Here is a 26507-nt window from a genome sequence, read left to right as displayed (position 1 = left end):
CGCTCCGTGCGAAAGTCTGATCAGAAATTCTGGCGGCTGATAAACCAGGCGGCAACAGCGACGAGGACACCGACTGCAACGCCCGCGATCAGGCCATTGCGCGTTGCCTTGTCATAAGTTTCCATCCGCCCGACAGCGCCGTCGCGAACCACGCGATAGACGGCAAAGCCAACACCCGCAGCTAGAACCACGCCCAGGATCAGGATAATCTGACCCATGCCACTCTCGTTGGAACCTGCGGGCGGTAACGGATCAAGCACCGGGATCTCGGTGCCAGCAGCCGTGTCCGGCGGCATCAAGTCGGGAGTACCCAGACCGTCACCGTCCTGGAACGATATGAACAATTTGCCCGATCGCATGATCCGTCCCCAATAATCCTCATGCTCTGCCCATTTTGACAGAAATCACGGGCTTCGCGTAACCATTGGAGCTTTGGTGCCCCGACCCTTCACAGTAAAGCGCTCGCCACTTGAATTGGAAAGCAACAATTTCTCGCCGGAAGCGATTTTAATCTCCTTGCGCTCCCCACCCAGATCGACGATGTGCGATGAACGTTTTTTGGGCTGCCCACTGCGTTGCCAAAGCGCGAATGCACCGACAGCCATGGCCGGGATAACCAACCAAAGCCACCAGAGAGAGCGCTGCACGATCAGCTGCAGCCGCACATCGGATCGGCTCGTCCTCACCTTGAGCGGTTCCACGAACACTTGCGGCAGCTGCGATGCAACCAACTGGGTTTGCGCCTTTTCGCTCAAGACGCCGCTAGCCGGGATGGCGCTCAGCCGGTCAAGAAAATCCCGATCCCATTCATAGTCGATATCGGAAAGCTGCAACGTAAGCACCCCCGACGCCCGCCGTTCGGTGGTCATCAGGCCCTCGATCGGAACGGCCGGCAGTTCGAGCGTGATCGTCACCGGCCCTGAGCGCCCAAGAGCTGGTACGTTTGCCAATGCACGCGTATCGGCCGACACGCGCAACGTTTCCAGACCTGGCTGACTGGGCGCCACCCGAAAGGCCAGATCGAGCCGGGCCTTTCGAATCACGAACGGATAAAGCCGGTTCTCGACGCGGCCTTTCAGGCGGAGTGTTTTGGCAGCACCATCGCCGGAAATCTTGATCCAGTCGCGCTCGCTCGACAGTGATTGCGACGCACCATCAATCACGAAGCGTGTGGTCAACCTGTCAAGCGGGCGCAGCCGGGCCAGAGGACTGCCCAGAACAGTGCGCATCCCGGCTTTTGCCACCAGTTCGTCAAGGATCGGCCCGGCCCGCTTTCCGTAAGCGATTGCGTAGAAAATAAACCCTTCGCGCCGACCGAATTGCACGCTCTCCACTTCGTTGCGTACCGGATGGGCATAGACGCGGGAAAACTGCGGCGCTTCCATCAGCAGCCGAGTGAACGCCTCAGAGCGGTTCTGCCAGCCATCGCTGATACCGTCGGGCGCGTTCTGGTTGTTTGATACGAACCAGATCACGCCAGGGCGACCGCGCAACAACCGGGTGGCGCCTTTGCCCAGCGCCTCTTCGAAATCCGAATCGACATAGGCTCCACCTGGTTTGCGCGGAATGCTGATGTCAGCGATCCGTTCTCTCACCAGCTTTGGGTCATTTGGACCGGCGTAGATCACCTGCGGCGACTCGATACCCGGTGCCTGGCCGCTGCGGTTGAAGGTGGCCACGACGATCGGACTGCCAACCGGAGCGCTTTGCGCGATTAGAGCGCCGACCAACACGCGGAATCGCGACTGCGGGTCGGAATAAAATGGCTCCATCCAGCCTGAATTCTGGATAAGAAATACTTGCGGAAGGGCGTCCGACGCCGGCTGAGCAAGCAATGGCTTCGCCATAACGGCAAACAGCGCAACCATCATCCCCAAGATGAAGCGCATAGCGGCGTCTCCAACAAAATGGCTCTGCTTCGATCGGCAGAATCATAGATCAGCAACTGGTGTCGCCAGCCTGCCACTTTGACAGTCTTCAATTCGCGTAAAGTCAAGAATTTTGCAAGCGGTACCAGTATGTTGCCGCTCAGAAGGGTCAGTTGCGCCTGCTGCGGCGCATTTGTCTCCCCAAGCAGCAAATCGGACTGCGCCGTGGCATCGTCGCAGTCCAACATCACTGCACCGTCTGCAGTCTCTGCCAGTGGAAGCAGCCAGTGGCCGTCGGGTGGGCTGTATGGACTGGTTTCGAGATCATTGTCATCCACGCGGGCTCGCCCCCGCCAGCGCTGTTGTCCCAACGTGGCACATAGGCCGGTTGTGCGGTTCACCTGCGAACCGCCGGCAATGAGCCGTCCGATCGCCTGCTCGGCAGAACGAGCCTGTAGTTCGAATCTACCGTCGGGCCGTAGCCAGGGTGACAGACGCTCTACCAGTATCCAACCATCAGGGCATGGATGCCACTGCGCGACAAGCTGGCCACTGCCCATCCGCCGCAGCAACACATGGCCATGCCGTGCCGGAAACACGGCCAAATTGGACGAAGTCGTCGTCCTGCCAAAGGCATGTGCAACTGGCGCAGGGACTGCCTCCAAGGGCAGCTCCTTCGGAAACACAGCATAGCGTTGTGCGTCGGCTCGGCCATCGATGCGCGGCGGCAACTGCAATTGCCACAACCGCAGCTGTCCATCGACCGATGCTGGCCAGATCAACGCGTCGGCAAACAATGTCGGCGCTGCCAGCGGTTGCCCTGTGCCCGGCGTGACCAATATTAGGATGCCCTCGCTATGGTCGGCCAGTAGCCAGACAATCGCGTCACGAACAATGAGCAGCGCGCCATCTGCACATCCAGCCAGCTTTGCTTCTCCGGGATGGTCAGACACCAACCCCCAGGAGCACCACGTCGCTTCGACCGGGTCCCACCACCAAGCCTCACCAGTCACCGCGCAATAGGCTATCGGACGGGCCGGCAGGCCGGCAATCACGACGTCGGTGGTGCCGGCAGGCAGATCCGCCCAACCGGCTTCAGCTTGATTGATCGGTTGGCCGAGTTGATCGGAATTTGCTTCAATCGCCACCCATCCACAGTCCCGAGTGCGCAACGACCGCCGGCTGGGCAATTTGATTTTGTTATAGCCCGGCTCAAATCGGAAATCATCTGGCCACCAGCGACCAGGCAACATGCTGGCCCGCAACGGGCCTCGCCCCAAAGGCAGGACCTTCATCGAGCCGTCAGAAAGCTCGCGCGACCAGCCGGTTACGCCACTGCGCGTGATGCGCCACAACCCTGGCGGTCGCTGATGCGGATAGGGCGAACCTTCTCCGTCAGCATCATTGATTGACATCACGATCTCCCGTCACCAGCGCAACCAGCCCAACCTGGTTTGCGCCACCTGGCAACAAGTCGGGAAGCGCTATTGCCAGCTCCATGGCAGCCTGACGACCCTGCAACGCCCGGACGCGATCCCGCAGCGCGATGGGAGGCTGGGTGGTTGCCACCACGACCACATGGTCGGTTCCAAAAGGCGCGGTAACCCGAGCGGAGATCGTCGGGGACCGATCCATGGGCCAAATGCCACTGTCGCCGGCCCGATTGTTCGGGAACAGCCATTGCACCGTGCCATCGCCCGCGATGTTGAACAGGGTGAGATGGGCTGGGGCGGATCGTTGACTCATCAGCAGTTCGACCACTGTGCCGGCAGAATAAAGCGCGCCGGCGCCGCGTGGCAGCAAATCAACCATCATCGGTTGACGTTCGGCCAGCGCGCGCAGGAGCGCCAGCGCGCGCACCTTGTCCGCAGCGCCGGCTATGAGCCCGGTCCACGACTGATCTGGTCGGCGCTGAGCCAGTACATCGCCTGTCGCGACGCCCAGCACTTCGTCCTGCGATAAATCAATCACAAGGTCTGCCTGGTTCTGACTGGTTGCGTGAACCACAGTCTGCGGCAACACTGGCGGTGACTTTTCAGTTGCTGCCAGTATCCAGACCTTGACGCGATTGTCTGCCGATACTGCTTGAGCTGGCTGTGAGCGGCCAACTGGCAACGGCAATGCTTCGCCGGATCGCCCCGCCAGAAAATCGACAACCGGTATTTGGCGTCCTTCAGAAATCTGCCGGGCGCCCGATACCATGAATGCCCTGAATTCGGCGAGGGTGGTGCGTCCGTCACCATCAAGATCCGCCTGGCCGGTCAGCGCGCGCGCAAATTGCCAGCTCAACGCGCCATGGGCCGTGCCTTCGATCATCAATTCCGGGGTCTGCTGATCTTCCTGCGAAGCCCCGGCAAAGATCATGTTGGGCAAGCTATCCAGCTCTTGCCCCGCCGTTGCCGGTTCAGGTTCTGGCAAACGATCATCCTCGATCGGGCCATAGCTGGTAAATCGGGACCCCAGCGTGCTGGCGCGCTGGTCGACAGCGCGGGTCATGGTTCCGCTGTGACAGGAATCAGAAACAAACAATATGGGAACCGTTGTCGGCACGGCCCGGAACGCGGCGTTCAGATCGTTGTCCAGCAAGCGCTCGACACTGCCCGGCCCCTTGCGTGAGAACTGCGCAAGCAACCAAGCCTCGTCCTTGCCGTCGCGCTCGTCTCCCGGCACATGTTCGGGTTCTTGCCAGCCATGCCCGGCATAAGTGACCACCAGCGTGCCGCCCGATGCAGCCGCCGCCGCCCCCTGGTCCGAAATTGCCGCCAGCACCGCAGCGCGTGTTGCGGCCTGGTTGGTCAGCAGAATGACCTTGCCGCCCAGCATTCGCAGCCGACTGCTGATCAATTCCGCATCATTGACAGCTCCTTGCAGCGCGCCGATGGTTTTATACGCATCGATACCGATGACGACGGCATGAACTTCGCTGCTCTTACGCTGGAACGGTGGTGCAGCAGCCAGATCTCCCGCAGAAAACATGATATATACGGTGGCAATCACAGCTGCCTTCAGCCAAGGTACCCTAGCTGTCATTGTCGCCGAAATTCCACCCGGCGGTTCATCTGGTCACGCTCTGCCGCAGAGTATCGGCCCGGATCATCAGGCTGGTATGGCTTGCGCTCACCCATACCGGCAGTTCTAATATCGGCGCGCAGGCCGCGTCCGAGCAAAAACCGCCTTACCGCTTCGGCGCGGCGCAGCGATAGTTTGTCATTATATGCCGATTCACCTTTGGCATCGGTATGTCCGATAAGGGTGATCTGACGCGCCAGCGGCCGATCGGAGGCAATTATGCGCGCCAAATCGTCTGCAGCACGCTGACCGGCCACTGTAAAGGCATCGCTGTCGAACTGAAACTGTATCGGTAATGCAACACTGGTGACAGCTACGCCTCGAATGGCGCTGGCTCCAAGGCCGCCATTTTCGCCGCTGCGCGTGCGCGGGACGGCAACATAAGTCGGTGAAAGCAGGGCTGCAGTCTCTGCCCGCTTGCGCAAGCCGGATATTACTGAGGGCGGTGGCGGCTCCGGCGTCAATGCCGGATCAGCGATTTCGGTCAACGCGTCCTGCAAACGACTTGCTGCCGTGGTCCAGTCGCGCTTGTCAAAGGCAAGATCGCCCAGCGTTGCCAGCGCTTGCCACGACCGCCCGAAGCTTAACGACGCCTCCAACAAGCCAATATCGGGCGGAAATGTTTTAATCGAACTGTTGTAGAGTAAAGCAGAGATGCGACGACCAAGCCGCTCGGCCTCCGTTGGCGCGCATGCCGCCAGAGCCAACTGAACAGCGCCAAGGTCCGGCGATGCCCCCTGCAGCAAGGACTGCACCAGTGCTGGTTCTGCATCCGCACACACGGCAGATGAAGCAGTTGCGGTATCCGCGCCAAAAAGTACGGCCGCCGCAAGCCGCAAGCCAACCAACGCCTGCTTATCGAACGACATAATTCACCGTTGCTGCGATCCAGCCGCGCTGTGATCCTGTCGCCAATTGCCGTTCCGCTGCCAAGGCCCGATCAATGCCGCCGAGCCATTGCGCGGCATCTGGTCGGGCACGAAAGGCAGCCTCTGGCACGGTACGGCCGAGCGCTTCTCGACGTTTGACAACCAACGCTGTTAGTCGGCCGCGACCCTTGGGTTCCGCCGCCGTGAGCGCAAAGCCATAGCTGGCGTCAGGAATCCGCAAAGGCGCACCTGCACGCACGCGCCCATCACGGCCGGCAAGCGTCGACCGGGTGTTGGGAAACAACTGAGTCACTTTGCCATCGTTGCTCTCGTCGAACAGCAGGAGCCAGCCATCTATAGGTGATGTCACAGTGATGTCGAAGCGGTCGCCGATCAGCAGGGCTTGTCGGCTCATGACAAGCTTCAAGCCCCGATCAGACGCAGCGGCAGCGGTGATCTTGGGTGCATTGGCGGTGGCGCCGATGGACGGCGGCGGCAAGACCGTTGCCGCCACGGCGGGAACACTGGGCGGGCGAGCGGATGCTGTTGTCTGTGCAGCAGTCGTCTGCACTGGCTTTGTTGGCGCGCTGCCCATCACTGCGTCAATCCATTCACCAAAAGCTGCAACGCGGGTGTAAACGCCATAGGTGCCAGGTGTGCCGCATTGTGGTGTTCCATAGGAAACAATACCAAGCTGTACCCAACCGCCGCCACCACGTTGCAGCAACGGGCCACCAGAATCGCCGTTGCAACTGTCGACTCCGCCCTCGGACAAGCCTGCGCACAGACGGCGACCATCAATCCGGCCGTTGCGCTGCAAATTAACGTCCGACATCAACGTCTGATTGCAGGTTTCGGGATCGACCAACGGCATTTCAGCCTCCAGCAACAGCCGCGATGGCGCGCCCCCATCTGTGCGGCCCCAGCCAAGCACCGTGACAAATGGCGACGACAGTTGCTGTTGCCGGGCGGGGCTGACGCGATCGAGCCTGGCACGCGGCATGCCTGCTGTACCCGTAAGTTCAACCAAGGCGATATCGTTGACCAGGGTCGACCGATTGAATCCCGGATGCGGAACAATTCGAACGGCCTGCAACAACTGGCCGCCATTGTCGCGATCCGTTGAGCCAACGCGTGCCAGCGCCAGCCGCATGCGCTGGCCCTCTGGCCCGAAAACACAATGGGCGGCTGTCATGATCCAGCGTTCGGCAATCAGCGTGCCACCACACTGAAATCGCCGGCCGTCCGGCGCTTCAAACAGCAGAAATGCCTGAAACGGCCACTTTCCGGGCGGCGCCTCTGCGCCGCCAACCACGCGCGCACCCACCGCCGGTGCCGCCGCGGCGGGTGCCACCGCAGCGAAAGCCAGCGTCAGGATCATCCAAGCAATAAAGGGAAAGCGGGCGATCACTTGCGTGCGCTCTCCAGGCGAGACACGTTGCGACTGTTGGCCACCAACTGCTTGCTGCGCAGATAAGCCTCAGAAATCAGCTTGTCAGGCTTGGACAGCAAGCCATCAGCTTTCGCATAATAAGCCAGAGCAGCGGCTGGATCGTCAGGCAGCAATACTTCCTGGCAAACGCCAAGATTATAGAGAAGGCCGACATTCTGTGCATTTGCTGGGGAATTCAGGCCGTCAAACATGGCGCAGGCGCGATCCATTCGCCCACCCTTTGCAAACTCTACAGCATTTTTGAACACTTCGTTATCGGTTTTTACGAGACCGCTCGTACCATTCTTTATTTTCACCTCGACTGTCATGCTATAAGGTGACACAAGCCTCTTGGTAACTTCTGCAGCATCTTCGCGCAATTCAAGCAGAAGAGCTTCTGGTGTTGTGGCTGTTGACCTGGGCGTTGCATCCTTGCGTCCGAATATCATGCCAACAAAATCAATGGCTGCGCCACCACCATCCGCGCATTGTTCATATTGGCCCTGACGGGTCACCGTTTCTGAAAACAGGATCGACCCGTTGTCTACCCGGATTGCTTGTGGCACGACGGAATATTGGCCCGTCACTCTCTGGCAGGCAACATTTGATGTAACATTATTACATTTTGTGCCAAGACCTCCCCCGACACAGCGCGTTACCTCCTTCGTAAATGGTGTTTGACGGACACTTGCCTCCGTTACGGTTCCAGTGAACACGACGCGTACGCCGAGTTTTTGCCCGTTACGAATTGCAGTGGCCATTTCGGACTTGCTGATTACTTCGGTTGATCGAAAGTTCAGGCTGTCCATGGTGCGCAAATCAAAGGTGGGCCGCCCGTCCATCACCGCCGATTGCAGGCGGCCGGCAAGTGATGCTGTAAAAGACGCACCGTCGCGCCCATTGAATGGCAAGACGCCGATTGATCGCATCGCCGCCACCGCCGGATAGCGTGGCGCAACCTGCATATCATAATTGATCTTTTGCTGCGCCGCTGCCGGGTACCAGCCAAGACACGCAAGTGCAGCAAGCCGAAGGGCATAGCTTCGGATGGAAATCGGTCGATTGAACGTCGTTGTCATACGCCACCCCGCTGTTGTCGAAGAATGATCGTCAAATTGGCTGCCCCGCGCCGGATCGACAGCTGCGTTGGCAAACCTTCACCGATGCGGCCGAGCTGTTCGCCGATAGCAACACTGCGACTTGTCACACGCCCGTTGACGGCTGTTATTCGGTCGCCTGGCAACAACTCGCCATAAGCCAAGCTGGTGCGGGCAACAGACATCACCTCAATATGGTCGCCGTCCGAGACCACACGCAACTGCATCCCCAGCCCTGAAAATAGCGGCTGCGCGGGCAGGCTCGGCGCTGCGATGACTGGCTGTACGGTCGCCAGATCCAGGACCCGCGAACGGGCCAGCGCCGCGAACCGGCCTTTTGGAAAATCTCGCGAGTAGGCCTGGCAAGGGGCGGGCGATCGCGCTTCCCTGCATTGCAGCCAGGTTTCTGTTTCGAGATCGGCTGGCTGGCCTGCAAGCCGCGGCGGCGTGAAATAAAACTGCTCGCTGGACAGGCTGCCGTAGGTGAACGGCTCCTGTTCTCGCTTTGTCATGCTCAGCACATCGTCTCGTACCTGGCGGAACAGCAGGTTAATCTCGCGCCCTGGTTCGACGATGCGCCGCGCCAGTGCGGTGGCAAAGGGGCTGTTTGCACCACTGCCGTCGGCTGCCACCGTCCCAGCTTTGGCACTATAGACGACAAGACTGTCGCCCGAAGGCTCGACCGGCGCCAGCCCGCGGCCGATGTTGCGGCTGGCAGCCGATCGGCGCAATCCCGCCGGCGGGGTTCGGCATGCGTCCAGAATGATGATGCGCATGCGTCGCGCGCCCTCGACCATCGCAGTGACGGTCGACAGCTTGACCGCTTCGATATCGAGATCGCGGTCGTTTGCCAGCGCGGCATCGACGGGGATCAAGTAATTCTCTCCGTTATGCTCGATGCCGTGGCCTGCAAAATAGACCATAGCGACGTCAGCGCGTTCAGCTTTTGCGGCAAAGGACCTGATGGCACGTTCCATCGTCAGGCGATCAGCGTTTGCCACCAGCTCTACGTCGGCAAATCCAACAGCTTTCAGGCTGGCAGCAATCAGCCGGCCATCTGCGACAGGGTTTGGCAACGCTGGCGCACCGCCAACATAGGCGCTGTTCGCAATGATCAAGGCAACGCGTCCCGTCTGCGCGTCAACCGCCGTTGCACACAACAACATCCAGACCAGCGTGAAAATGCGTACCACGAAACCTGACCCCCCTCAGGATAAGTCGCATAAATGCCAAGTGATGATAGGCTTAACAAGCAGAACTTGCGGCTGGACGGAGTCACTGGCATCGTCCACGGGTACAGGGTGGCCAAAAGTTCTACGACTTTTTTTGGCGGTGGGGATATGAGCAAACGTAATTGGCAAATTTTCGTGGCAGTCTCGGTACTTATTGGCGGTTTTTTGTCGCCGCAGGTAAGTTTTGGTCAGACTCCGACTGTGGAAGAGGCCAAACAGCGGCTGCGACAGGCGGGCGAACGGGGCGGCTACGGCCGGGCTCTTGTGCACAATGATTCGCAGGGCGGCATAGCGCTGGCCTTCCCAGATCGACCCTCCAGCGTGCCCGCACCGCCGCCCGCAAATCCTCCAGCCCGATTCGGCGCCATCGATTTCGATCATGATTCCGCACGGCTGCTGCCAAGCGCCATTCCCACGCTGGATGTGTTGGCAAGCGCCATGCAAACTCCGGAACTGACGGGTCTCAGATTCCTGATCGTAGGGCATACATCGTCGGTTGGTGATGATCGCTACAATCTGCGTCTCTCCAATGAACGCGCCCGCTCCGTGGTCAGCGCCCTGGTGGCTCGCGGTGTCTCAGCAGACCGGCTGTTTCCCGAAGGCAAAGGCGAGGCCGAGCCGATTGGTGGTATAGACCCTGAGGACGGTCGCAACCGCCGCGTCGAGTTGTGGCGGCGCAGCGAATGATGGCGTCAGGGACCGGGGGTGGCGGCCGCCGCCGCGCACGTGGCGTACCCACTCACATCATTGCCACTTCGGCACAGGATGCGCCAACTCAAGGATGATTTGCTCAAGCCTGGCGGGTTTGCGGCAAGCAATATCCTGTCAATACTATCGATTTCTGCTGCATCCAATGGCGCAGTTCCAACGCCGAACATCTGACGCAGTGGTTCTGGCAGCAGTGGCAGGATAGGCACGGTGGCACCGTAACATATCATTTGCTCCACAAGATCCGGGTGGAGTGCCTTTACTTCGAACGTATCGCCTGGGCCTGGCAACGCAACATTCTGGCCAGGCTGAATCGAGCCGTCACGACGCTGGCGATTGGGGTAAATCAGCGCCATTTGTTTGGCCCCGTCAACGTAGTAGCACATGATATGGCCAGGACGGACTACAGCCAATGAAACGCTGATCCGTTCGTTCATGCCGACAATCGCCTCGGCTCCAACTTGCGCTGATTCGTAAATATCGAGCGCCCGTAGGGCTGGAGAGGCCGGTGAAATCAATAACCCGAGCGGATTGCCGGTCAGGCTGCCAGGCAATTGTGCAGCCTGCGGCAGGCGGGGGGCTTGTGTCTGCAAGGCTTCAAAAAGCTCGAACAGGATTTCGCCGGTTGCAATCAGCCCCTGCTGGCGTTGGAAGGACGCGATAGCCTGACGCAACTCGGGCGTGACGTCGGTTCCGATGGCGCCCTTGTACAGCCCTCGATCTGCCAATGCTTGTGCAATAGCTGCAACGCGCTGCGCAGGCTTCATCCGGTCAAAATTGCGGCGTAACGTTGCTACCGCTGTTTGGTTCGACGCAGTGCCCGCAAGGCACCGCTCGAAAGGCACTTGCGCAAAGCTGCCGATCGACTGGATCAACGCCAGATCGACCATCGCTGACAGGGCCGCCATGGGGCCGTCATTCCGACTGAACCCGGCGCCGATAAAGCCCCCGAAGAAACTGATGTTGCCCGCGACATCGCCGTTACGGCTCCGGCTGGCGAGGGCGATTGCCACTTGCGACGTGGTTCCCGGCAGTATCGCTGGCTGCTTGCCGCCCGTCTTCAGGTAGAGCGTCAGCTCCATGCGGGATTCAGTGTTGTTGCTGCCAAAGCCAAAACCAAGAGGCCCCAGCGTGACGCCGCCGGATTTGTTTCTGCCTTTCAGGTCCCGTTCGAAGGCTGTTACTGACCCTTCAACGACAAGGGCGTCCGGCGGCAGCGCAGCTAGAGTGTCTTCGCTGGGATCCGTTTCGATCTGGAAAAAGCGGCTATTGAGAGACATCCGGGCCAACGCGCGCACAATCAGGTCACGCGTGTTGGCACCGATTTCCTGCGCAGGCTCGTCAAGCCGGTGCACCAGAATACGTACGCGCTTCTGATATTGCGTCCGCGCCAGCAGCTGATCCATGCAGGCCAGTGCTGGCGCGAAATTGGTGGACGCCTGCTCAACCGGAGCTGCAGGGCGCGCTGCAACGTTGATGTCCTGCGCGGCAACCGGCATCGCCAGCGCGGTGCACAAGCCAACCAGCCTGCGAAAATACCGTGAATTCAACATTACGCCCCCTGGCCGATCTGCAGCGTCAGTTTGCGGCGCGCCCGCCCACGCAGTTTTGCACCGACAGCACCGTCACATTGCCCACCACGGTTGGCTGGTTGGGCCGGGCAGGGTTCGATCCGATATTGACGTCCTTGTCGCACACTGTCGTGGCACGAAACTGATTGGCGCCAATCCCTGAACGCACACGCGCCAATTGCGCCAACGCCTCGGCATCAATCAGCGTGGCCTGAACCGGTGTTGTCCGATGCTGGGACCGTTGCACCCCCAATCTGCCTTGAGTCGCAGCGAGACGTTGTTGCGGGGTCGGCCTGTCATATCGCGACTGGTAATTTCCCGCATATTGGGCGGTCGCGGGTTGGCCTGCCAGCAACATTGTGCCTGCCAGAGCCAGCCAGGTCAGTTTGGTGATAATCATGTCAATCCCTCCTGTATTCAGCAAACGGCGCCGCTGGTGCCGATGCGGATGCGGGTGCGGGTGCGGAAGCCCAAATCGATGGCGGTGACGTTCCCGGCCGCACCAGAGGCATTGCGGCCACCGGGACCGACGCTGCCGACCGCAACACATGTCCGGCTGCCCCAACCAATCGACAATGCGCTGGCTGAACGCACCGAACCGCGGGCACGTGCGCCGCCACCATCACCCACAACACTGCCCACCAGCACACGCGATCGCGCACCACCCCCGATGGCAATCGAGGTAACCCGATTGGCCGTTCCGAAGCTGCTGGTTGCGCCGCTGCGATCACCGATAACCGATCCGACGGCCGTGAAGCTGCTTGTGTAGGGGCCAACCGCCACAGACTGTTGATTGCCGACCTGGCCAACGGCGATCGTCTGTGCGTGACCAGTATAGGCTGGTAGAGCAAGAAGAAGTGCAATAAATCGTAAATTCGACATCCCGCTCTCCATTGTTATGATACTGGCATGGTTGTGGTGCGGAAGCAGCCCCACATTGCTGCTGACCCAGGCTGCCAATCAAAAAATAATTTTTTCCCGCACAGCCAGCATCGGCCGCCACGTTCCTCGCCACCACTGGTTCAGCGCAGGCATCCAGCCTGCCGCAACGTGGGAGTGAGAACAATGACCAAGGCTTTTGTGATGATCGCGATTGTGGTCGGCCTGTTCGCTGGGGCCGCCCAAGCTGCACCGTCTGGCAACAGCTTTGCCGGCGATGTCAATGTGCGGGGGAGCGTCGGCAAGAACAAAACCGTGGTAGCCATCGGTCCTAAGGCCGAGGCTTTGAGCTTCACCGGCGTAATTGCAGGACAAAACCTGTTCAAGGGTACCACCAACGTGCGGGGAAGCATCGAGGGCAACGAAACTGTCGTGGCCATCGGCCCCGGCGCAAAGGCCGTTTCCGCAACTGGTGCTGTCCTCAGCGAAATGCCCTGAGCACATTTGCCGTGATGTCTTGAGCATATCGGCCTATCAACACCGCCTCCCGCCTCCCGCCTCAGGCCCGCATCGGCAACGATGCTGACCCGGGGCGGGTACGGCCAGCAAGGTGGTTGGGCCTCCCCAAGCAAGATGCGCCGATCAGCACATCGATGGTCCATCGAGGATATCGCCGTTGACACCGCTTCCTGCCTCTGGCCTGCATCGGTAATGATGCCAGCCGGGGTGGGAATGGTGACGCATGACGGATGACGATATTTACTTGAGTGTGCGGTGGACAGAACTTCGTCGTTTCATCGTGGCTCGGGCTCGACCATTTCTTGCCAGGCTGGGAACCAGCATTGTTGCCAACAATGGCCTTGATGATGAAGCCTGGGAGAAGTTTCACCTTGGACTTGTCAATGATCTGGCGTCGCGCGTGACAGCAGCGCAGTTGAATTTCAGCGAAGGCGCCAAATCACAGACGCAGACAAGGGCCGAAGCAAGCTTGAGCCTGGTGGGCAATGTGGACCTTTTGCGCCGGCCCCTCAATGAAGCGGCAATTGCAATGTTGGCGAAGCGGCAACGAGGCGATGCCGAGGCCGATCTGTTTGGCATGCTGATCGGTGGTTTGCGCCGCGGGTTGAACGCAGCCCGCCGCGAGCTGACCAATGTAACCGAACATGAAGACCGCACTTGGCAAACCCTCGACCGCTTGAGCCGTGACTATCTGCGCGGTCCTGGAGCCCATTGGTCAAGCCGCTGCGACTGGGCATTTTTTTCTGATTTTTCTCGACACCTTAAGGGCTTGATAGATAGAGACCGCAATCTTGTGACTGATGTCACAACACTGGCCAGGTATTTTGGTCGCTTCTGCATAGACTGTCAGGACCTCGCCTACGAGATCGACTCCGATGGTGACCTTGTAGAACCGACTCTGCCTGTTTCAGGTTTGCCACGTTCTGATGCGGCACGCCGCTGGCTGACACTTTGCCTGGAAGGCTTGCCCGATGATGCGCGGGAAATGATCGCAGTTCAGTTCAACACGGGCCAGATCGCTGAGCTGAATGCGAAGTCTTGGCGGGAGCGCAATCAGATTTCCCGTCACCGTTTCGAGCGCAGTGTCGACGCCAGCCTATCAGCCCTGCGAGCGTGCCTGGAGGAAAAAATTAAATCCGGGTTTCCAGACGAGCTGCACCCGCGGTCGGTGTGGTCAGCAATCGACACGATCGACGAACGGGATTGAGGAGAAAAGGACAATGTCCGCGGATCGCCTGCTGGCTGCGCTTTTGGCCGGCCAACCACAACCCAACACATTATTCGACGATGCCGCATTTGCTTCGGCTGTCCACCACAGCCTGACCAGTGGTGTCCCACTGGCCAATGCAGATGCAATGCAGATCTGGTTGCATCCCGAGGCCCGGGAACTTTACGCCACGATCCGTACAGACCTCACCCGACGGGCCAAACGCCAGTGGGTCGGCCGTGGTCTTGATCTCAGTGCCGAACGGCTTGCCGCCGCAAGTGACGACGGCGAAAGCGGCGTGGCCGAGGAGATTCGTGCGCGTGGTTTCACCGTTACGACCCACCAGAACAAGGGCGACGGGCGGTGGCTCGTCAGTCTGCTGATCGAACCCGAGATCGCTTCCGAGCTGCCAGCCGGGATTTCGGTCGCCCTCAGCGATTCGGGCGGCCTTGGCTGGCTATCTGGACCGCTCGATCGTTTGGGCGGCATCGACGCTTGGTGGCCGCACAACGAAAGTCCCCGCCAGCGCCTGGCTGTCCATCAGCTGCTTATTGATTTTGCCTGAAGCGGCACAGCCATGCAGTCCGCACAATTTCCCACGCTTGGCGCCGGCAGTGTCCGTTTCATCACGTTGGAACTCTCCCGCTATCCGGAACTGGACGGCAAACAACGCTTTGCCGCTGTGCCCGGACTGCCGAACATTACCGAGCAACTGATTGACGCTCGCCAAAGCGAAGCTGTCGGCCGCCGCGATCGCGGAGTCTTGATCCAACTTGATGCCACCGCCATCGTTGATCGCAGTTACGGATTGGCCTTGGCGATTGCTGACAAGCGACTGGAATATGGCGGACCAGCAACAAGCATTGTTGCGACTGGTGTGCTCGTTGATCGGGGCCAAGGGCGGATTGGGCCGGTTAGCGGCCTGGGCGAAAAGGCCGCTGCCGTCGCAGATATGGTCGACGGCGCGCCGGAACCGGTGGTCTTCGCATTTCCGATTGACCAGGAAACAGCCATACCCAGCGATGTGGCGCGCCGGCTCCACGCACAGGTCCAGGCAGGCAAATTGCGTCTGGCCCCTTGTCGTCAACTCGATGACCTAGATTGGCTTTGGTTGGCGCCTGGCCTAGACCGTCCACACCGCAGAAGGCGCGGCGCTAGCGTTGCAGCAGTGGCTTTGTTGATCTTTGCAGTGAGTGCATGGGGGGGCTATCCTCGTTGGTTGGCTCATGAATGTGAAACTGATGCAGAGGCGCTGAATAATCCCAACATGTCCGCGCGGGCCATTGCTGCTGCTGTAGCCAGCTGTGACAGGGCATTGGATAGGCAGCCTGACCATGGACGACTGGCCTTTTTGGCCGGTCAGGCCCATGCTGCCAACGGGGGCGGTCAGATCGATGCCGCTACTTTGGCACTGTTCGCGCGTTCAGCGCGCCAAGGTGACGCAAACGGGCAGATTGTCTATGCTCAGGCCGTTTGGCTGGAGCCTTCATGGCAAGCCAATCGGCGTGAAGCGAAAGGGCTGCTGGAGCGCGCGGCGCGCAATGGCGACACCGCGGCGGCCGAGCAGCTTGGGGTGATGACGCTGATCGGCAATCCGAACAGTCCGCCTGGCGATGGAAGCCCCGAAGCGGCCGCACCCTGGTTCCGCGCCTCGCAGCCGAAATCTGGCGCAGCCCCCCTGTCGATCGACGACAGGCAAGCCGTCAAGGCCAACCGATGGCAAGACTTGGGCCGACTCGGATTGCTGACATCCCTTGATCGCCCGATTGCACAATATCCAGTTGGCACGACGATAGGTGTTGCCGCCACTACGCGCCGGCCTTCAGTGATTACAATTTGGCGCATCGAAACAGACGGCACTTCGGTACTGCTTGCATCCCGACCAGCGCCATCTGGTCAGTTGGCCCTGACCATATCGGCACAAGGTACAGGTTTGCAGCGACTGCTCGTTGCAGCATGGCCAATGCCGACGGTCCGCGACTACAACAACGCACGTGGCCTTGAAGCAGATACCATGCTGGCGGGATCAGACCGATTGGCCGTGCAGATGATGAGGCTGGCCGTGGTGGGACCTGCATAGCGGCATGCCCCCTGCTGCTGTTCTTGATTACCGCGAACTCAGCCGGGCGCGGGTGCCGCGGTTCCTGTTCGATTACACGGATGGCGGCAGCTATGCCGAAACGACGCTGGCGGCAAACCTGGCCGATCTGGCGGCCGTGCGGTTGGATCAGCGTGTGCTGGTGGATGTGTCGCGCATCGATACGGTGGTGACGCTGCTGGGGCAGAAGCTGGCGATGCCGGTGATATTGGCGCCGGTGGGCCTGGCTGGCCTGCATGCGCGGCGCGGGGAGGTGCAGGCGATGCGGGCGGCACAGGCGGCGGGGGTGCCGATGGCGTTGTCCACCGTGTCGGTGTGCTCGTTGGCCGAGGTGGCACAGGGTGCCGGTGCACCGCCTTGGTATCAGCTTTATCTGGTGAAGGATCGCGGCGCCAACGTCGCGATGATCGAGGCCGCCAGGGCGCAGAACTGCCCGGCGCTGGTGCTCACCGTCGATCTGCCGACGCCTGGCGCGCGATACCGTGATGTGCGCTCCAGCCTGTCTGGGGCGCCGGGGCTGACCGGCTGGCTGCACCGTGCCGCACAAGTGGCGGCGCGGCCGCGCTGGGCGGTGGATGTCGGCCTGCTGGGTGGCCCGGTCGAGATGGGCAATCTGTCCAGTCTGGTCGGCGCGAAGGCCCCGCTCAGCGATTATCTCGGCTGGCTGGCGCGCAATTTCGATGCCAGCGCCGATTGGGATCGGCTGGCCTGGGTGCGCGCGCAATGGCCGGGGCCGTTGATCGTGAAAGGTATTCTCCACCCGGACGATGCCGCGCTGGCGGTACAATACGGCGCCGATGCCATTGTGGTGTCAAATCATGGCGGCCGGCAACTGGATGGCGCGCTGTCGGCGGTGCGGGCGCTGCCGGCGATCCTGGATCGGCTTGGTGGCTGCGTGCCGGTGCTGGCCGATGGCGGGGTGCGGTCCGGCCTTGATGTGCTGCGCTTTGTCAGCCTGGGGGCGAGCGCCGTGCTGATTGGCCGGCCCTGGGTGTGGGCGCTGGGCGCGCGTGGGCAGGGGGGCGTTGCGCATGTGCTGGCGTTGATCCGGGCCGAGCTGGAGACGGCCATGGCGCTGACGGGTCGCACCCGGCTGGCCTGATGCGCCAAAGCCTTGTATCGCGCGGACCATGACCGATCGGCTGACCATCGCCCTTGCCCAGTTGAACGCCAGTGTCGGCGATGTGGCCGGCAATGCCGACGCCATCCTGCAGGCCCGCGCGGCGGCGGCCGGCGCCGATCTGCTGCTGACGCCGGAGCTGAGCATTGTCGGCTATCCGCCCGAGGATCTGGTGCTGAAACCCGCGCTGGTCGCCGCGGCGCGGGTGCAGGTGGAGCGGCTGGCGGCGGCGACGGCGGATGGTGGCCCGGCGCTGCTGGTCGGCGCGCCCTGGGCCGAGGATGGCAAGCTGTTCAATGCCATGCTGTTGCTCGATGGCGGGCGCATCGCCGGCATCGCCCGCAAGCATGATCTGCCCAATTACGGCACCTTCGATGAAAAGCGGCTGTTTGCCAGCGCGTCGCTGCAGGGCCCGATGATGTTTCGCGGTGTGCGCATCGGCGTGCCGATCTGCGAGGATATCTGGTTTCCCGATGTGTGCGAATGCCTGGCCGAAACCGGGGCAGAGCTGCTGCTGGCACCCAATGGCAGCCCGTTCGAAGTGACGAAGGGCGATCGCCGCCTGTCGGTGGCGGTGGCGCGGGTCAGCGAAACCGGCTTGCCGATGGCGTTTCTCAACCGGGTCGGCGGCCAGGACGAGCTGGTATTCGATGGCGCGTCGTTCGTGCTGAATGCCGATCGCACGTTTGCGCACCGGTTGCCCGACTGGGATGAAACGATCCGCATCACGCAGTGGCAGCGTGGGGCCAATGGCTGGGCCTGTACCCCCGGCGAGATCAGCCCGCCCGATGCGGACCCTGCCGATATCTATCACGCCATGTTGGTGGGCCTGCGCGATTATGTGAACCGCAACCGCTTTCCCGGCGTGGTGCTGGGGCTGTCGGGCGGCATCGATTCGGCGCTGTCGGCCGCCGTCGCGGTCGATGCGCTGGGGGCGGACCGGGTGTGGTGCGTGATGCTGCCCAGCCCCTACACCAGCCGCGACAGCCTGGAAGATGCCGCAGGCTGTGCAGCGATGCTCGGCTGCCGGCTGGACACGGTGCGCATCGAGCCGGCCATGCAGGCGTTTGACGCGATGCTCCAGCCCCTGTTTGCCGGGCGCGACGCAGACCTGACCGAAGAGAATATCCAGTCGCGCATCCGCGCCGTCACGTTGATGGCGCTTTCGAACAAATTTGGCCACATGCTGCTGACCACCGGCAACAAGAGCGAGATGAGCGTGGGCTATGCCACCATCTATGGCGACATGGCCGGCGGCTATTCGGTGCTGAAGGATGTTTACAAGACGACCGTGTTCCGTGTTTCCGAATGGCGCAATGCGCATCGCCCGCGGCTGGGGCTGGGCCCCGATGGCCCGGTGATGCCGGTGCGGGTGATCACCAAGCCGCCGACCGCCGAACTGCGCGACAATCAGCGCGATGACGACAGCCTGCCGCCCTATCCGCTGCTCGATGCCATCCTGCATGGTCTGGTGGAGCTGGAACAGTCCGCCGCCGACCTGGTGGCGCAGGGGCTGGACGCTGCCACCGTCGCCCGCATCGAGCGGCTGCTCTACATCGCCGAATACAAGCGCCGCCAGGCGCCGCCCGGTGTGAAGATCGGCGGCCGCAATTTCGGCCGCGACCGGCGTTACCCGATCAGCAATGCGTTTCGCACGGCCTGAGCTGGCGCTGCTCGCCGCACTGATGCTGATGTCGCCAGCGCTGGCGGCGCAGGCGTCGGCCCCACTGCCGCCGCTGGAGCTTTCCGCGTCTTCGCCGCTGATCGATGTGGAGATTGCCGGGCAGCGACTGCGGCTGACGGTGGACATCGGCGGCGACGATGTCGTGCAGATCAATCCCGGCAGCAGCGCCCATGCCATGCTGGCGGGCGCCGAGCGCCCCGATGGCAGGCCGGTCAGTCGCGGCAACTATCACGTGGCCGTTGGGCAGACATCGCGATCGATCCCCTTCGTCCGTGACGTGCTGCTGATCGCCGGGCGGCCCATCAAGGCGCGTGTGCTGATGCCGGATACCGCGCCGCCCGGGCAACCGCCCGGCAGTGACGGCACCATCGGCTTGCCGCTGCTGCCGCATAGCTCGCTGACGCTGCGCTGGCGGCCGGACACCGACGGGGATCACAGCGTTACCCTGCCGGCGCGGATCGGCCGCAGCGATGCCTATGGTTTCGATTGGGCGCTGGCCGGCGATGCGGTGCTGGATGTGGAATTGCACCCGCTGCGCCCGAACAGCGTCGCCAGTGCCGCCGCCGCCAGTATTCTTGCCGAGGCTGGCGCTGGTCGGCTCGATGGTCCGGTGCAGCGGGTGCTGATTGCCTATGGCGTCGCCCGCCCAGTCCGCGCGCTCGTGCTGGAACGGCCCGTCAAGATCGCCGGGCTGGTGCTGGCCACGGCCGATGTCCGCTTGTTCGATTGGGCCGGGCGCGCCGATCTGCCGCCTGACGCCAACCCGGATACGGCGCTGACCGTGATCGGCCGCCGCGCGCGCCAGCCCGGTTGGGCGGTGCTGAAGCTGGGCCAGGACATGCTCGCCCGCTGCGCCAGCATCAATTGGCAGCGCCAACCGGATCGATTGCAACTGACCTGCCTTGCCAGTTGAACAAAGCGGGGAATCCGGCGGCACAAGCATCTTGCCGCATGGCCTGTCTGGCGCAATGATGGAATATCCGGTCGATACACCGCTCAGACGGCGACCGTTCTTGGGGAGGAACGCACGTGAACATCAATCGTCGTGAAACCTTGGCTGGTGCCGCTGCTGCCGCCGCACTTGCCACTGCTGCCGCACCGGTCGCCGCACAGTTTCCGGATGGCACCTACGCAGGCGCCCGCCGCCTCGGCTCGAAGGAAAAGGTCGCTTACTGGGTGGCCACCGTGACGCCGTGCGATGCCAAGGGCATGTTCGATCCCGGCGCGATGAAGGCGGTGATGGAATGGCACCAGAAATGCGGCGCCGACGGCGTTGTCGTGCTCGGCACGTCGGGCGAGTTCCCGAGCTTCTCGATGGCCGAGCGCAAGTTCATCACCGAGACGGCGATGAAGCACAAGGGCAACATGAACATCATGGTCGGCCCCGGCACACCCAACATCATCGAGACGATCGAACTGGCCAAGCATGCCCAAAGCGTTGGCGCCGATGGCCTGCTGGTGATCCCGCCGTTCTACTTCAACCAGCCGCCCAACGATGGGCTGATCCATTATTACACCCAGTTGTTCGAAGCGGTGTCGATCCCGATCAACCTTTATCACATCCCCGGCACGTCGGAGGTTGCGATCACCCATGAACTGCTGCAGGCGATGATGAAATATCCGCATCTGGCCGGCATCAAGGATTCGTCGGGCAGCGCCGAAGGCTTCCAGAAATTCCTGACGGCTTTCCCGGAGCTCAACATGCGTTGCGGCACGTCGAACAACCTGATTCCGGCGGTGTCGGCCGGCATGGGCGCCATCCTGGCTGACGGCAACCAGTTCAGCGACAAGTGCGCGGATATCTTCAAGACCTACCGGGCCAAGGGCGACTGGCAGGCCAAGCTCGAGCATCTGCGCGCCGCGCAGACGGTGATCCGCGATCACAACATGGGCGCCAACACCTATGCGTCGATGAAATATGTGCTGTCGCTGCGGATGGGCGGCCCGATGATGTATGCGCGCACCCCCTATCCGCAGTTGACCGACGCGCAGAAGACCAGCCTGAAGACCGGTGTGGAAAAGGCGATGGCGCTGGCCTGACGATCCAGCCCCTCCGCCCGCCCCTTCCCATGCGAAAGACCAGACCGATGATGATCACCCGTATCCTGCCACTTTCCATCGCCGCCGCGCTGCTGCTGAACGCGGCGCCCGGCGCGCTGGCGCAAACCCCGGCCAAGGAAGGCACGGTGTCTGCGCGCACGACCGCCGGAGTCGCCAACTGGACCACCTACAATGCCGATCTGAAAGGCAGCCGTTATTCGCCGCTCGATCAGATCAATGCCGGCAATTTCAACGATCTGGAGATCGCCTGGCGCTTCAAGACCGACATTCTGGGCTCGCGCCCCGAATATAAGCTGGAATCGACCCCGCTCGCGGTGGACGGTGTTGTCTATACCACCGGCGGCACCCGCCGCGCCGTGGTGGCCTTGAATGGCGCCACTGGCGAACTGCTGTGGACCTATGCGCTGCACGAGGGCAAGCGTTCGGCCGAAAGCCCGCGCGCGCTGTCGGGCCGCGGCCTCAGCTACTGGACCGACGGCACCAAGCGCCGCATTCTTTATACCACCATCGGCTATCGCCTGGTCAGTCTGGACGCCGACACCGGCCGCCCCGATCCGGATTTCGGCACCAATGGCATTGTGGATCTGAAGACCGATTTCGATCAGGATCTGGGCGATCTTGATACCGGCGAAGTTGGTGTGCACTCGGCGCCGGCAGTGGCAGGCAACACCATCATCATCGGCGCGGCCTTCCGCGAAGGCTTCACGCCGCGCACCCACAACAACACCAAGGGCTATGTCCGCGCCTTCGATGTGCGCACCGGCAAGCGCATCTGGACCTTCCACACCGTGCCCAAGAAAGGCGAGTTTGGGTATGAGACCTGGCTGAACAACGCAGCCGACGTGAACGGCAACACTGGCGTGTGGACGCAGGTGTCGGTGGATGAGGATCTGGGCCTGGCCTATCTCGCGGTCGAATCGCCGACATCGGATTTCTACGGCGGCAAGCGGCCCGGCCCCAATCTGTTCGGCAACAGCCTGGTGGCGGTGGACCTGAAAACCGGCGAACGCCGCTGGCACTATCAACTCATCCACCACGAGATCTGGGATCTCGACAACAGCTCGGCGCCGCTGCTGATGGACGTGACGGTGGATGGCAAGCCGCGCAAGGTCGTCGGCCTGCCATCCAAGCAGGGATTCTTTTATGTCTTTGATCGGGCCACCGGCGAACCGGTGTGGCCGATCAAGGAAGTGAAGGTCGCCAAGGGCGATGTGCCCGGCGAGTGGTATTCGCCCACCCAGCCGATGCCCACCAAGCCGCCAGTCTATGCCCGCAACGGTGTGGAAGAAAAGGATCTGATCGATTTCACGCCGGAGCTAAAGGCCAAGGCGCTGACATTGACCAGCAAATACAAGCTTGGCCCGGTCTACACGCCGCCAATCGTTTCCACGCCGGAGAAATTCGGCGTGATCAACAATTGGGCCCAGGGTGGCACCAACTGGCCCGGAGGCAGCTTCGATCCCGAATCCGGCATCGCCTATGTCTATGCCTGCGGCGCCTGCATCTCCTCCACCGGACTGCTGCCGCCACCCGCAGGTCTGTCCGATATTCCGCTCGTCGTCGGCGTGGCCGGCCAGCCGGTGGTGATGATCAAGGGCCCCGGCGAAGGCGCTGGCGCGGACAGCCCGGCGCCATCCTCGCCGCCCGGTGCCGGCGGTGGCCCGCCGCGCCTGGCCGTCGATGGTTTGCCGCTGGTCAAGCCGCCCTATGGCACGATCAGCGCCATCGATGTGAACAGCGGCACGATCAAATGGCAGATCGCCCACGGCGAAACCCCGGATTTCGTGCGCAATCACCCGGTGATCAAGGCGATGGGCGGCATTGCGCGCACCGGCCAGGCCACCTATCAGATCGGGACGCTGGTGACGAAAACCGTGGTGATCGCCGGGGAAAATCAATACACCACCACCCCCGACCACCCGCGCGGTGCCATGCTGCGCGCCTATGACAAGCAGACCGGCCAGGAAGTCGGTGCGGTGTACATGCCGTCCACCCAATCGGGTTCGCCGATGACCTATATGGTGGGCGCAAAGCAGTATATCATCGTGCCGACCAGTGGTGGCAACGCATCGGGCGAGTTCATCGCCTATGCACTGCCGAACAAGCGATAACGGAGTGAAATGATGCGTTCGGTTGTGTTTGCCCTGCCGCTTGGCCTCGCCATTGTTCTGGGCAGCAGCGCGCTGGCCCAGGATGGCGGCAAATCGGTATGGCAGGGCGTGTTCACGCCTGAACAGGCAGAGCGCGGCGCCGGGCTCTATGCCCAGCGTTGCGGCGCCTGCCATGGTGCGGCGCTGAACGGCACCGGCGAAGCACCGGCGCTGATCGGTGGCGAATTCGTCAGCCATTGGGACACGCTGACGGTGGGCGATCTTTACGATCGGGTGCGCACCACGATGCCGCAGAATGATCCGCAATCGATGACTCGTGAAGAATATGCCGATGTGCTGGCCTTCCTGTTGAAGAACAACGGCTTTCCGGAAGGTGGCCAGCCGCTTGATCGCCGGTCGGAAGTGCTGGCGATGATCGGCATCACGGCGCAGAAGCCGGACAGCACCGGAAGCTGAACCGTGCAGCCGCCGGGCACGCTGCAAAGGCGGCCCGAAGAAGCTTGGGGGATGGATATGAAGAAACGCCTGTTCGTGGCCGCGGCCCTGCTGGCCGGCACCGCCGCCGTGGCCCAGCAGGCGGCCACAACCCCGCCGCGCCCGGTGTGGACGGTGGACACGCTGCCCAAACCGGCCCCGCTGACCGCGGAGACCAACAAGCAGCCCAACGGCTACCGCAGCGACCTCAATTTCTTCAAGCTGCCGCCCGGCCGCGTGATGGGATCGACGAGCGCGGTGGGTGTGGACAGCAAGGGCCATATCTGGATCGCCGAGCGCTGCGGCGCCAACAATTGTGCGACCAGCAACATCGATCCGATCATGGAATTCGATGAAAATGGCAATTTCATCAAGGCGTTCGGCGGCGGGCTGACGGTGTTCCCGCACGGTTTCTTCATCGATGCCAAGGACAATATCTGGCTGACCGACGCCCGCGCCGTGAGCGGACAAAATGGGGGCAAGGGCGCGACGGTGATGAAATTCTCGCCCGACGGCAAATTGCTGATGACGCTGGGCAAGCCCGGCGTACAGGGCAAGGGCACCGATGTGTTCACCGAACCCAATGCGGTGCTCGTCGCGAAGAACGGCGATATTTTCGTGTCGGACGGCCACGAAGCCGATCGCGGTGTCGCCCGCATCCTGAAATATAACGCCAAGGGCAAGTATCTGATGCAATGGGGCCAGCCCGGCCAGCAGCAGGGCGACCTGGAAGTGCCGCACGCGCTGGCGATGGATTCGAAGGGCCTGCTCTATGTCGGCGATCGCTGGAACAACCGCGTGCAGGTCTATACCCAGAACGGCAAATTGCTGAACAGCTGGTTCCAGTTCGGCCGGCCATCGGGCCTGTTCATCGACAAGAACGACATGCTCTACAGCGCCGACAGCGAAAGCCGGCGCCCGGTCGGCTATGGTTACAACCCCGGCTGGCAGCGCGGCATCCGCATCGGCAGCGTGAAGGACGGCAAGGTGACGGCCTTCATCCCCGACACCGATCCCGATCCCGACAAGGGCGCCACCAGCAACGCCGAGGGCATCACGGTGGATCGCAACGGTGTGATCTATGGCGCGCAGGTGAAGGAGCGCCTGGTGGCGCGGCATGTGCCGGTGAAGTGATTCGGCCCGGTTTCTGACTGTGTCTTCCGGCCCGGCCCCGCTTGGCCTATGGGCAGGCAGATGATCGTCACCCGTTTCGCTCCATCCCCCACCGGCCGGCTCCATGCCGGCAATATCCGTACCGCGCTGGTCAACTGGCTGCTGGCCAGATCGGCTGGCGGCCGCTTCGTGTTGCGGCTGGACGATACCGATCTGGCGCGCTCTACCGAAGCGTCGGCGCAATCGATCCGCGATGATCTGGCGTGGTTGGGGCTGGTGCCCGATGCCGAGGTCAAGCAGTCCGAACGCTTCGCGCTGTATCAGGCCGCGCTCGATGCGCTGGCGGCGCAGGGCCGCGCCTATCGCTGTTATGAAACGCCGGAAGAGCTGGAGCTGAAGCGCCGCGTTGCCCTGTCGCGCGGGCTGCCGCCGATCTATGACCGGGCCGCGCTGGCGCTTTCCGACCAAGACCACGCCGCACTGGCGGCGCAGGGCCGCAGCCCGCACTGGCGCTTCAAGCTGGACGACAGCGCCATCCACTGGGACGATGCGGTACGCGGGTCTTGCGATTTCGATGCGGCCAGCCTGTCCGATCCGGTGGTGCGTCGCGGCGATGGCACCTGGCTGTACATGCTGCCATCGGTGGTCGACGATATCGATCTGGGGATCACCGACATTGTGCGCGGTGAGGATCATGTCACCAACAGCGCCGTGCAGTTGCAGATGTTCGCCGCGCTGGGCGCAACAGCGCCACGGCTGGCGCACATGGCGCTGTTCACTGGCAAGGATGCCGCGCTGTCGAAACGGCTGGGATCGGATGGGGTCGATCAGTGGCGCGAACAGGGAATCGAGGCCGTGGCGATTGCTGCGCTGCTGGCCCGGCTCGGCACGTCGCAACCGATCGAGCCGGTGGCACGGTTGGCCGATCTGTTGCCCGGCTTCTCGCTCAGTCACTTTGGCCGCGCACCAGCGCGGTTTGATCCGGCCGATCTGGTCGCCCTGTCGCCGCGCTGCCTGCATCTGATGGACTTTGCCCAGGTGCAATCGCGCCTGCCCGCCGACTTGACGGAGGCCGGCTGGCTCGCCGTGCGCGGCAATCTCACCCGGATCGAGGAAGCCGCACTGTGGAGCCAAGTCATCACCGGGCCGATTGCGGCGGTGATCGAGGAGCCGGATTATATCGCCGCGGCGCGCGACGCACTGGCCGAGCTGGAATGGAGCGATGACATCTGGGCGCGCCTGATCGACACCTTGAAGGCCAGCACCGGCCGCAAGGGCAAGGCGCTGTTCCTGCCGCTGCGCCTCGCGTTCACGGGCCAGCCGCACGGCCCGGAAATGGCGGCGTTGCTGCCGCTGATCGGGCGCGACGCAGCCCTGGCCCGGCTGGCGGGCTGA

The 26507-nt window shown here is 62.2% G+C and carries 24 protein-coding genes; 13 read left to right on the top strand and 11 right to left on the bottom strand.

Annotated features, from left to right (window positions below; translation table 11 throughout):
• Positions 1–20: 20 nt before the first annotated feature.
• The 8 genes from ACTIEZ_RS02455 to ACTIEZ_RS02420 are packed head-to-tail and all read right to left on the bottom strand — an operon-like array spanning position 21 to position 9528.
• A complete protein-coding gene (locus ACTIEZ_RS02455) occupies positions 21–359 on the bottom strand; it encodes a hypothetical protein (RefSeq protein WP_439545055.1) in 339 nt (112 codons plus the stop codon).
• A 45-nt stretch (positions 360–404) separates the two neighbouring features.
• Positions 405–1889, bottom strand: a complete 1485-nt coding sequence (locus ACTIEZ_RS02450) for a hypothetical protein (protein WP_439545054.1) — start codon at positions 1887–1889, stop codon at positions 405–407.
• On the bottom strand, positions 1868–3283 hold the full coding sequence (locus tag ACTIEZ_RS02445) for a hypothetical protein (protein WP_439545053.1): 1416 nt from the start codon (positions 3281–3283) through the stop codon (positions 1868–1870). The genes ACTIEZ_RS02450 and ACTIEZ_RS02445 overlap by 22 nt, the downstream gene beginning before the upstream one ends.
• Complete coding sequence (locus ACTIEZ_RS02440; protein ID WP_439545052.1) at positions 3270–4865, bottom strand: caspase family protein; 1596 nt, start codon at positions 4863–4865, stop codon at positions 3270–3272. The genes ACTIEZ_RS02445 and ACTIEZ_RS02440 overlap by 14 nt, the downstream gene beginning before the upstream one ends.
• A gap of 29 nt (positions 4866–4894) precedes the next feature.
• Positions 4895–5806: an OmpA family protein gene (locus ACTIEZ_RS02435; protein WP_439545051.1), complete on the bottom strand. Its 912-nt coding sequence runs from the start codon at positions 5804–5806 to the stop codon at positions 4895–4897.
• Positions 5793–7217: a trypsin-like serine protease gene (locus ACTIEZ_RS02430; RefSeq protein ID WP_439545050.1), complete on the bottom strand. Its 1425-nt coding sequence runs from the start codon at positions 7215–7217 to the stop codon at positions 5793–5795. The genes ACTIEZ_RS02435 and ACTIEZ_RS02430 overlap by 14 nt, the downstream gene beginning before the upstream one ends.
• Complete coding sequence (locus ACTIEZ_RS02425) at positions 7214–8317, bottom strand: hypothetical protein (protein ID WP_439545049.1); 1104 nt, start codon at positions 8315–8317, stop codon at positions 7214–7216. The genes ACTIEZ_RS02430 and ACTIEZ_RS02425 overlap by 4 nt, the downstream gene beginning before the upstream one ends.
• Positions 8314–9528: a caspase family protein gene (locus ACTIEZ_RS02420; protein WP_439545048.1), complete on the bottom strand. Its 1215-nt coding sequence runs from the start codon at positions 9526–9528 to the stop codon at positions 8314–8316. Before ACTIEZ_RS02420 ends, ACTIEZ_RS02425 begins: the two co-directional genes overlap by 4 nt.
• Positions 9529–9561: 33 nt before the next feature.
• Here ACTIEZ_RS02420 and ACTIEZ_RS02415 point away from each other — a divergent pair, with 33 nt between their 5' ends.
• Positions 9562–10254, top strand: a complete 693-nt coding sequence (locus ACTIEZ_RS02415; protein WP_439545047.1) for an OmpA family protein — start codon at positions 9562–9564, stop codon at positions 10252–10254.
• Between the two features lie 5 nt (positions 10255–10259).
• Here the strand turns inward: ACTIEZ_RS02415 and ACTIEZ_RS02410 are convergent, their stop codons facing one another.
• Genes ACTIEZ_RS02410 through ACTIEZ_RS02400 form a run of 3 tightly spaced genes read right to left on the bottom strand, consistent with a single transcriptional unit; the run spans position 10260 to position 12806 of the window.
• Positions 10260–11828 (bottom strand): DUF4384 domain-containing protein, encoded by a 1569-nt coding sequence (locus ACTIEZ_RS02410; protein ID WP_439545046.1) that lies wholly within the window; start codon positions 11826–11828, stop codon positions 10260–10262.
• 25 nt (positions 11829–11853) lie between these two features.
• On the bottom strand, positions 11854–12270 hold the full coding sequence (locus ACTIEZ_RS02405; RefSeq protein ID WP_439545045.1) for a hypothetical protein: 417 nt from the start codon (positions 12268–12270) through the stop codon (positions 11854–11856).
• Entirely contained in the window at positions 12264–12806 is a 543-nt protein-coding gene (locus ACTIEZ_RS02400; protein ID WP_439545044.1) for a hypothetical protein, read from the bottom strand. Before ACTIEZ_RS02400 ends, ACTIEZ_RS02405 begins: the two co-directional genes overlap by 7 nt.
• Before the next feature lie 105 nt (positions 12807–12911).
• Between ACTIEZ_RS02400 and ACTIEZ_RS02395 the strand changes: the two genes are divergently transcribed.
• From ACTIEZ_RS02395 to gltX, 12 genes are all read left to right on the top strand, one after another.
• Positions 12912–13223, top strand: coding sequence for a hypothetical protein (locus ACTIEZ_RS02395; RefSeq protein ID WP_439545043.1), 312 nt, complete (start codon positions 12912–12914; stop codon positions 13221–13223).
• Between the two features lie 244 nt (positions 13224–13467).
• Entirely contained in the window at positions 13468–14451 is a 984-nt protein-coding gene (locus ACTIEZ_RS02390) for a hypothetical protein (RefSeq protein ID WP_439545042.1), read from the top strand.
• 13 nt (positions 14452–14464) lie between these two features.
• Positions 14465–15016, top strand: coding sequence for a hypothetical protein (locus ACTIEZ_RS02385; RefSeq protein ID WP_439545041.1), 552 nt, complete (start codon positions 14465–14467; stop codon positions 15014–15016).
• 12 nt (positions 15017–15028) lie between these two features.
• Positions 15029–16531: a hypothetical protein gene (locus tag ACTIEZ_RS02380; protein ID WP_439545040.1), complete on the top strand. Its 1503-nt coding sequence runs from the start codon at positions 15029–15031 to the stop codon at positions 16529–16531.
• Between the two features lie 4 nt (positions 16532–16535).
• Complete coding sequence (locus ACTIEZ_RS02375) at positions 16536–17651, top strand: L-lactate dehydrogenase (protein ID WP_439545039.1); 1116 nt, start codon at positions 16536–16538, stop codon at positions 17649–17651.
• 28 nt (positions 17652–17679) lie between these two features.
• Positions 17680–19332, top strand: coding sequence for an NAD+ synthase (locus ACTIEZ_RS02370; RefSeq protein WP_439545038.1), 1653 nt, complete (start codon positions 17680–17682; stop codon positions 19330–19332).
• Positions 19313–20266, top strand: a complete 954-nt coding sequence (locus tag ACTIEZ_RS02365; protein ID WP_439545037.1) for a hypothetical protein — start codon at positions 19313–19315, stop codon at positions 20264–20266. Before ACTIEZ_RS02370 ends, ACTIEZ_RS02365 begins: the two co-directional genes overlap by 20 nt.
• 116 nt (positions 20267–20382) lie before the next feature.
• The gene (locus ACTIEZ_RS02360; protein ID WP_439545036.1) at positions 20383–21393 is read left to right on the top strand and encodes a dihydrodipicolinate synthase family protein; all 1011 of its coding nucleotides are present in this window, start codon (positions 20383–20385) and stop codon (positions 21391–21393) included.
• Between the two features lie 29 nt (positions 21394–21422).
• Positions 21423–23525 carry an outer membrane protein assembly factor BamB family protein gene (locus ACTIEZ_RS02355; protein ID WP_439545035.1) on the top strand — a complete coding sequence of 701 codons (2103 nt, stop codon included), beginning with the start codon at positions 21423–21425 and terminating at the stop codon, positions 23523–23525.
• A 9-nt stretch (positions 23526–23534) separates the two neighbouring features.
• The gene (locus tag ACTIEZ_RS02350; protein WP_439545034.1) at positions 23535–23981 is read left to right on the top strand and encodes a c-type cytochrome; all 447 of its coding nucleotides are present in this window, start codon (positions 23535–23537) and stop codon (positions 23979–23981) included.
• A 51-nt stretch (positions 23982–24032) separates the two neighbouring features.
• Complete coding sequence (locus ACTIEZ_RS02345) at positions 24033–25133, top strand: peptidyl-alpha-hydroxyglycine alpha-amidating lyase family protein (protein WP_439545033.1); 1101 nt, start codon at positions 24033–24035, stop codon at positions 25131–25133.
• Positions 25134–25193: 60 nt separating this feature from the next.
• On the top strand, positions 25194–26507 hold the full coding sequence (gene gltX, locus ACTIEZ_RS02340; protein WP_439545032.1) for a glutamate--tRNA ligase: 1314 nt from the start codon (positions 25194–25196) through the stop codon (positions 26505–26507).

It is taken from the genome of Sandarakinorhabdus sp., from assembly GCF_051860625.1.
In the GTDB taxonomy this organism is placed as follows: domain Bacteria; phylum Pseudomonadota; class Alphaproteobacteria; order Sphingomonadales; family Sphingomonadaceae; genus Sandarakinorhabdus.
This window is presented reverse-complemented; position numbering and strand designations above follow the sequence as displayed.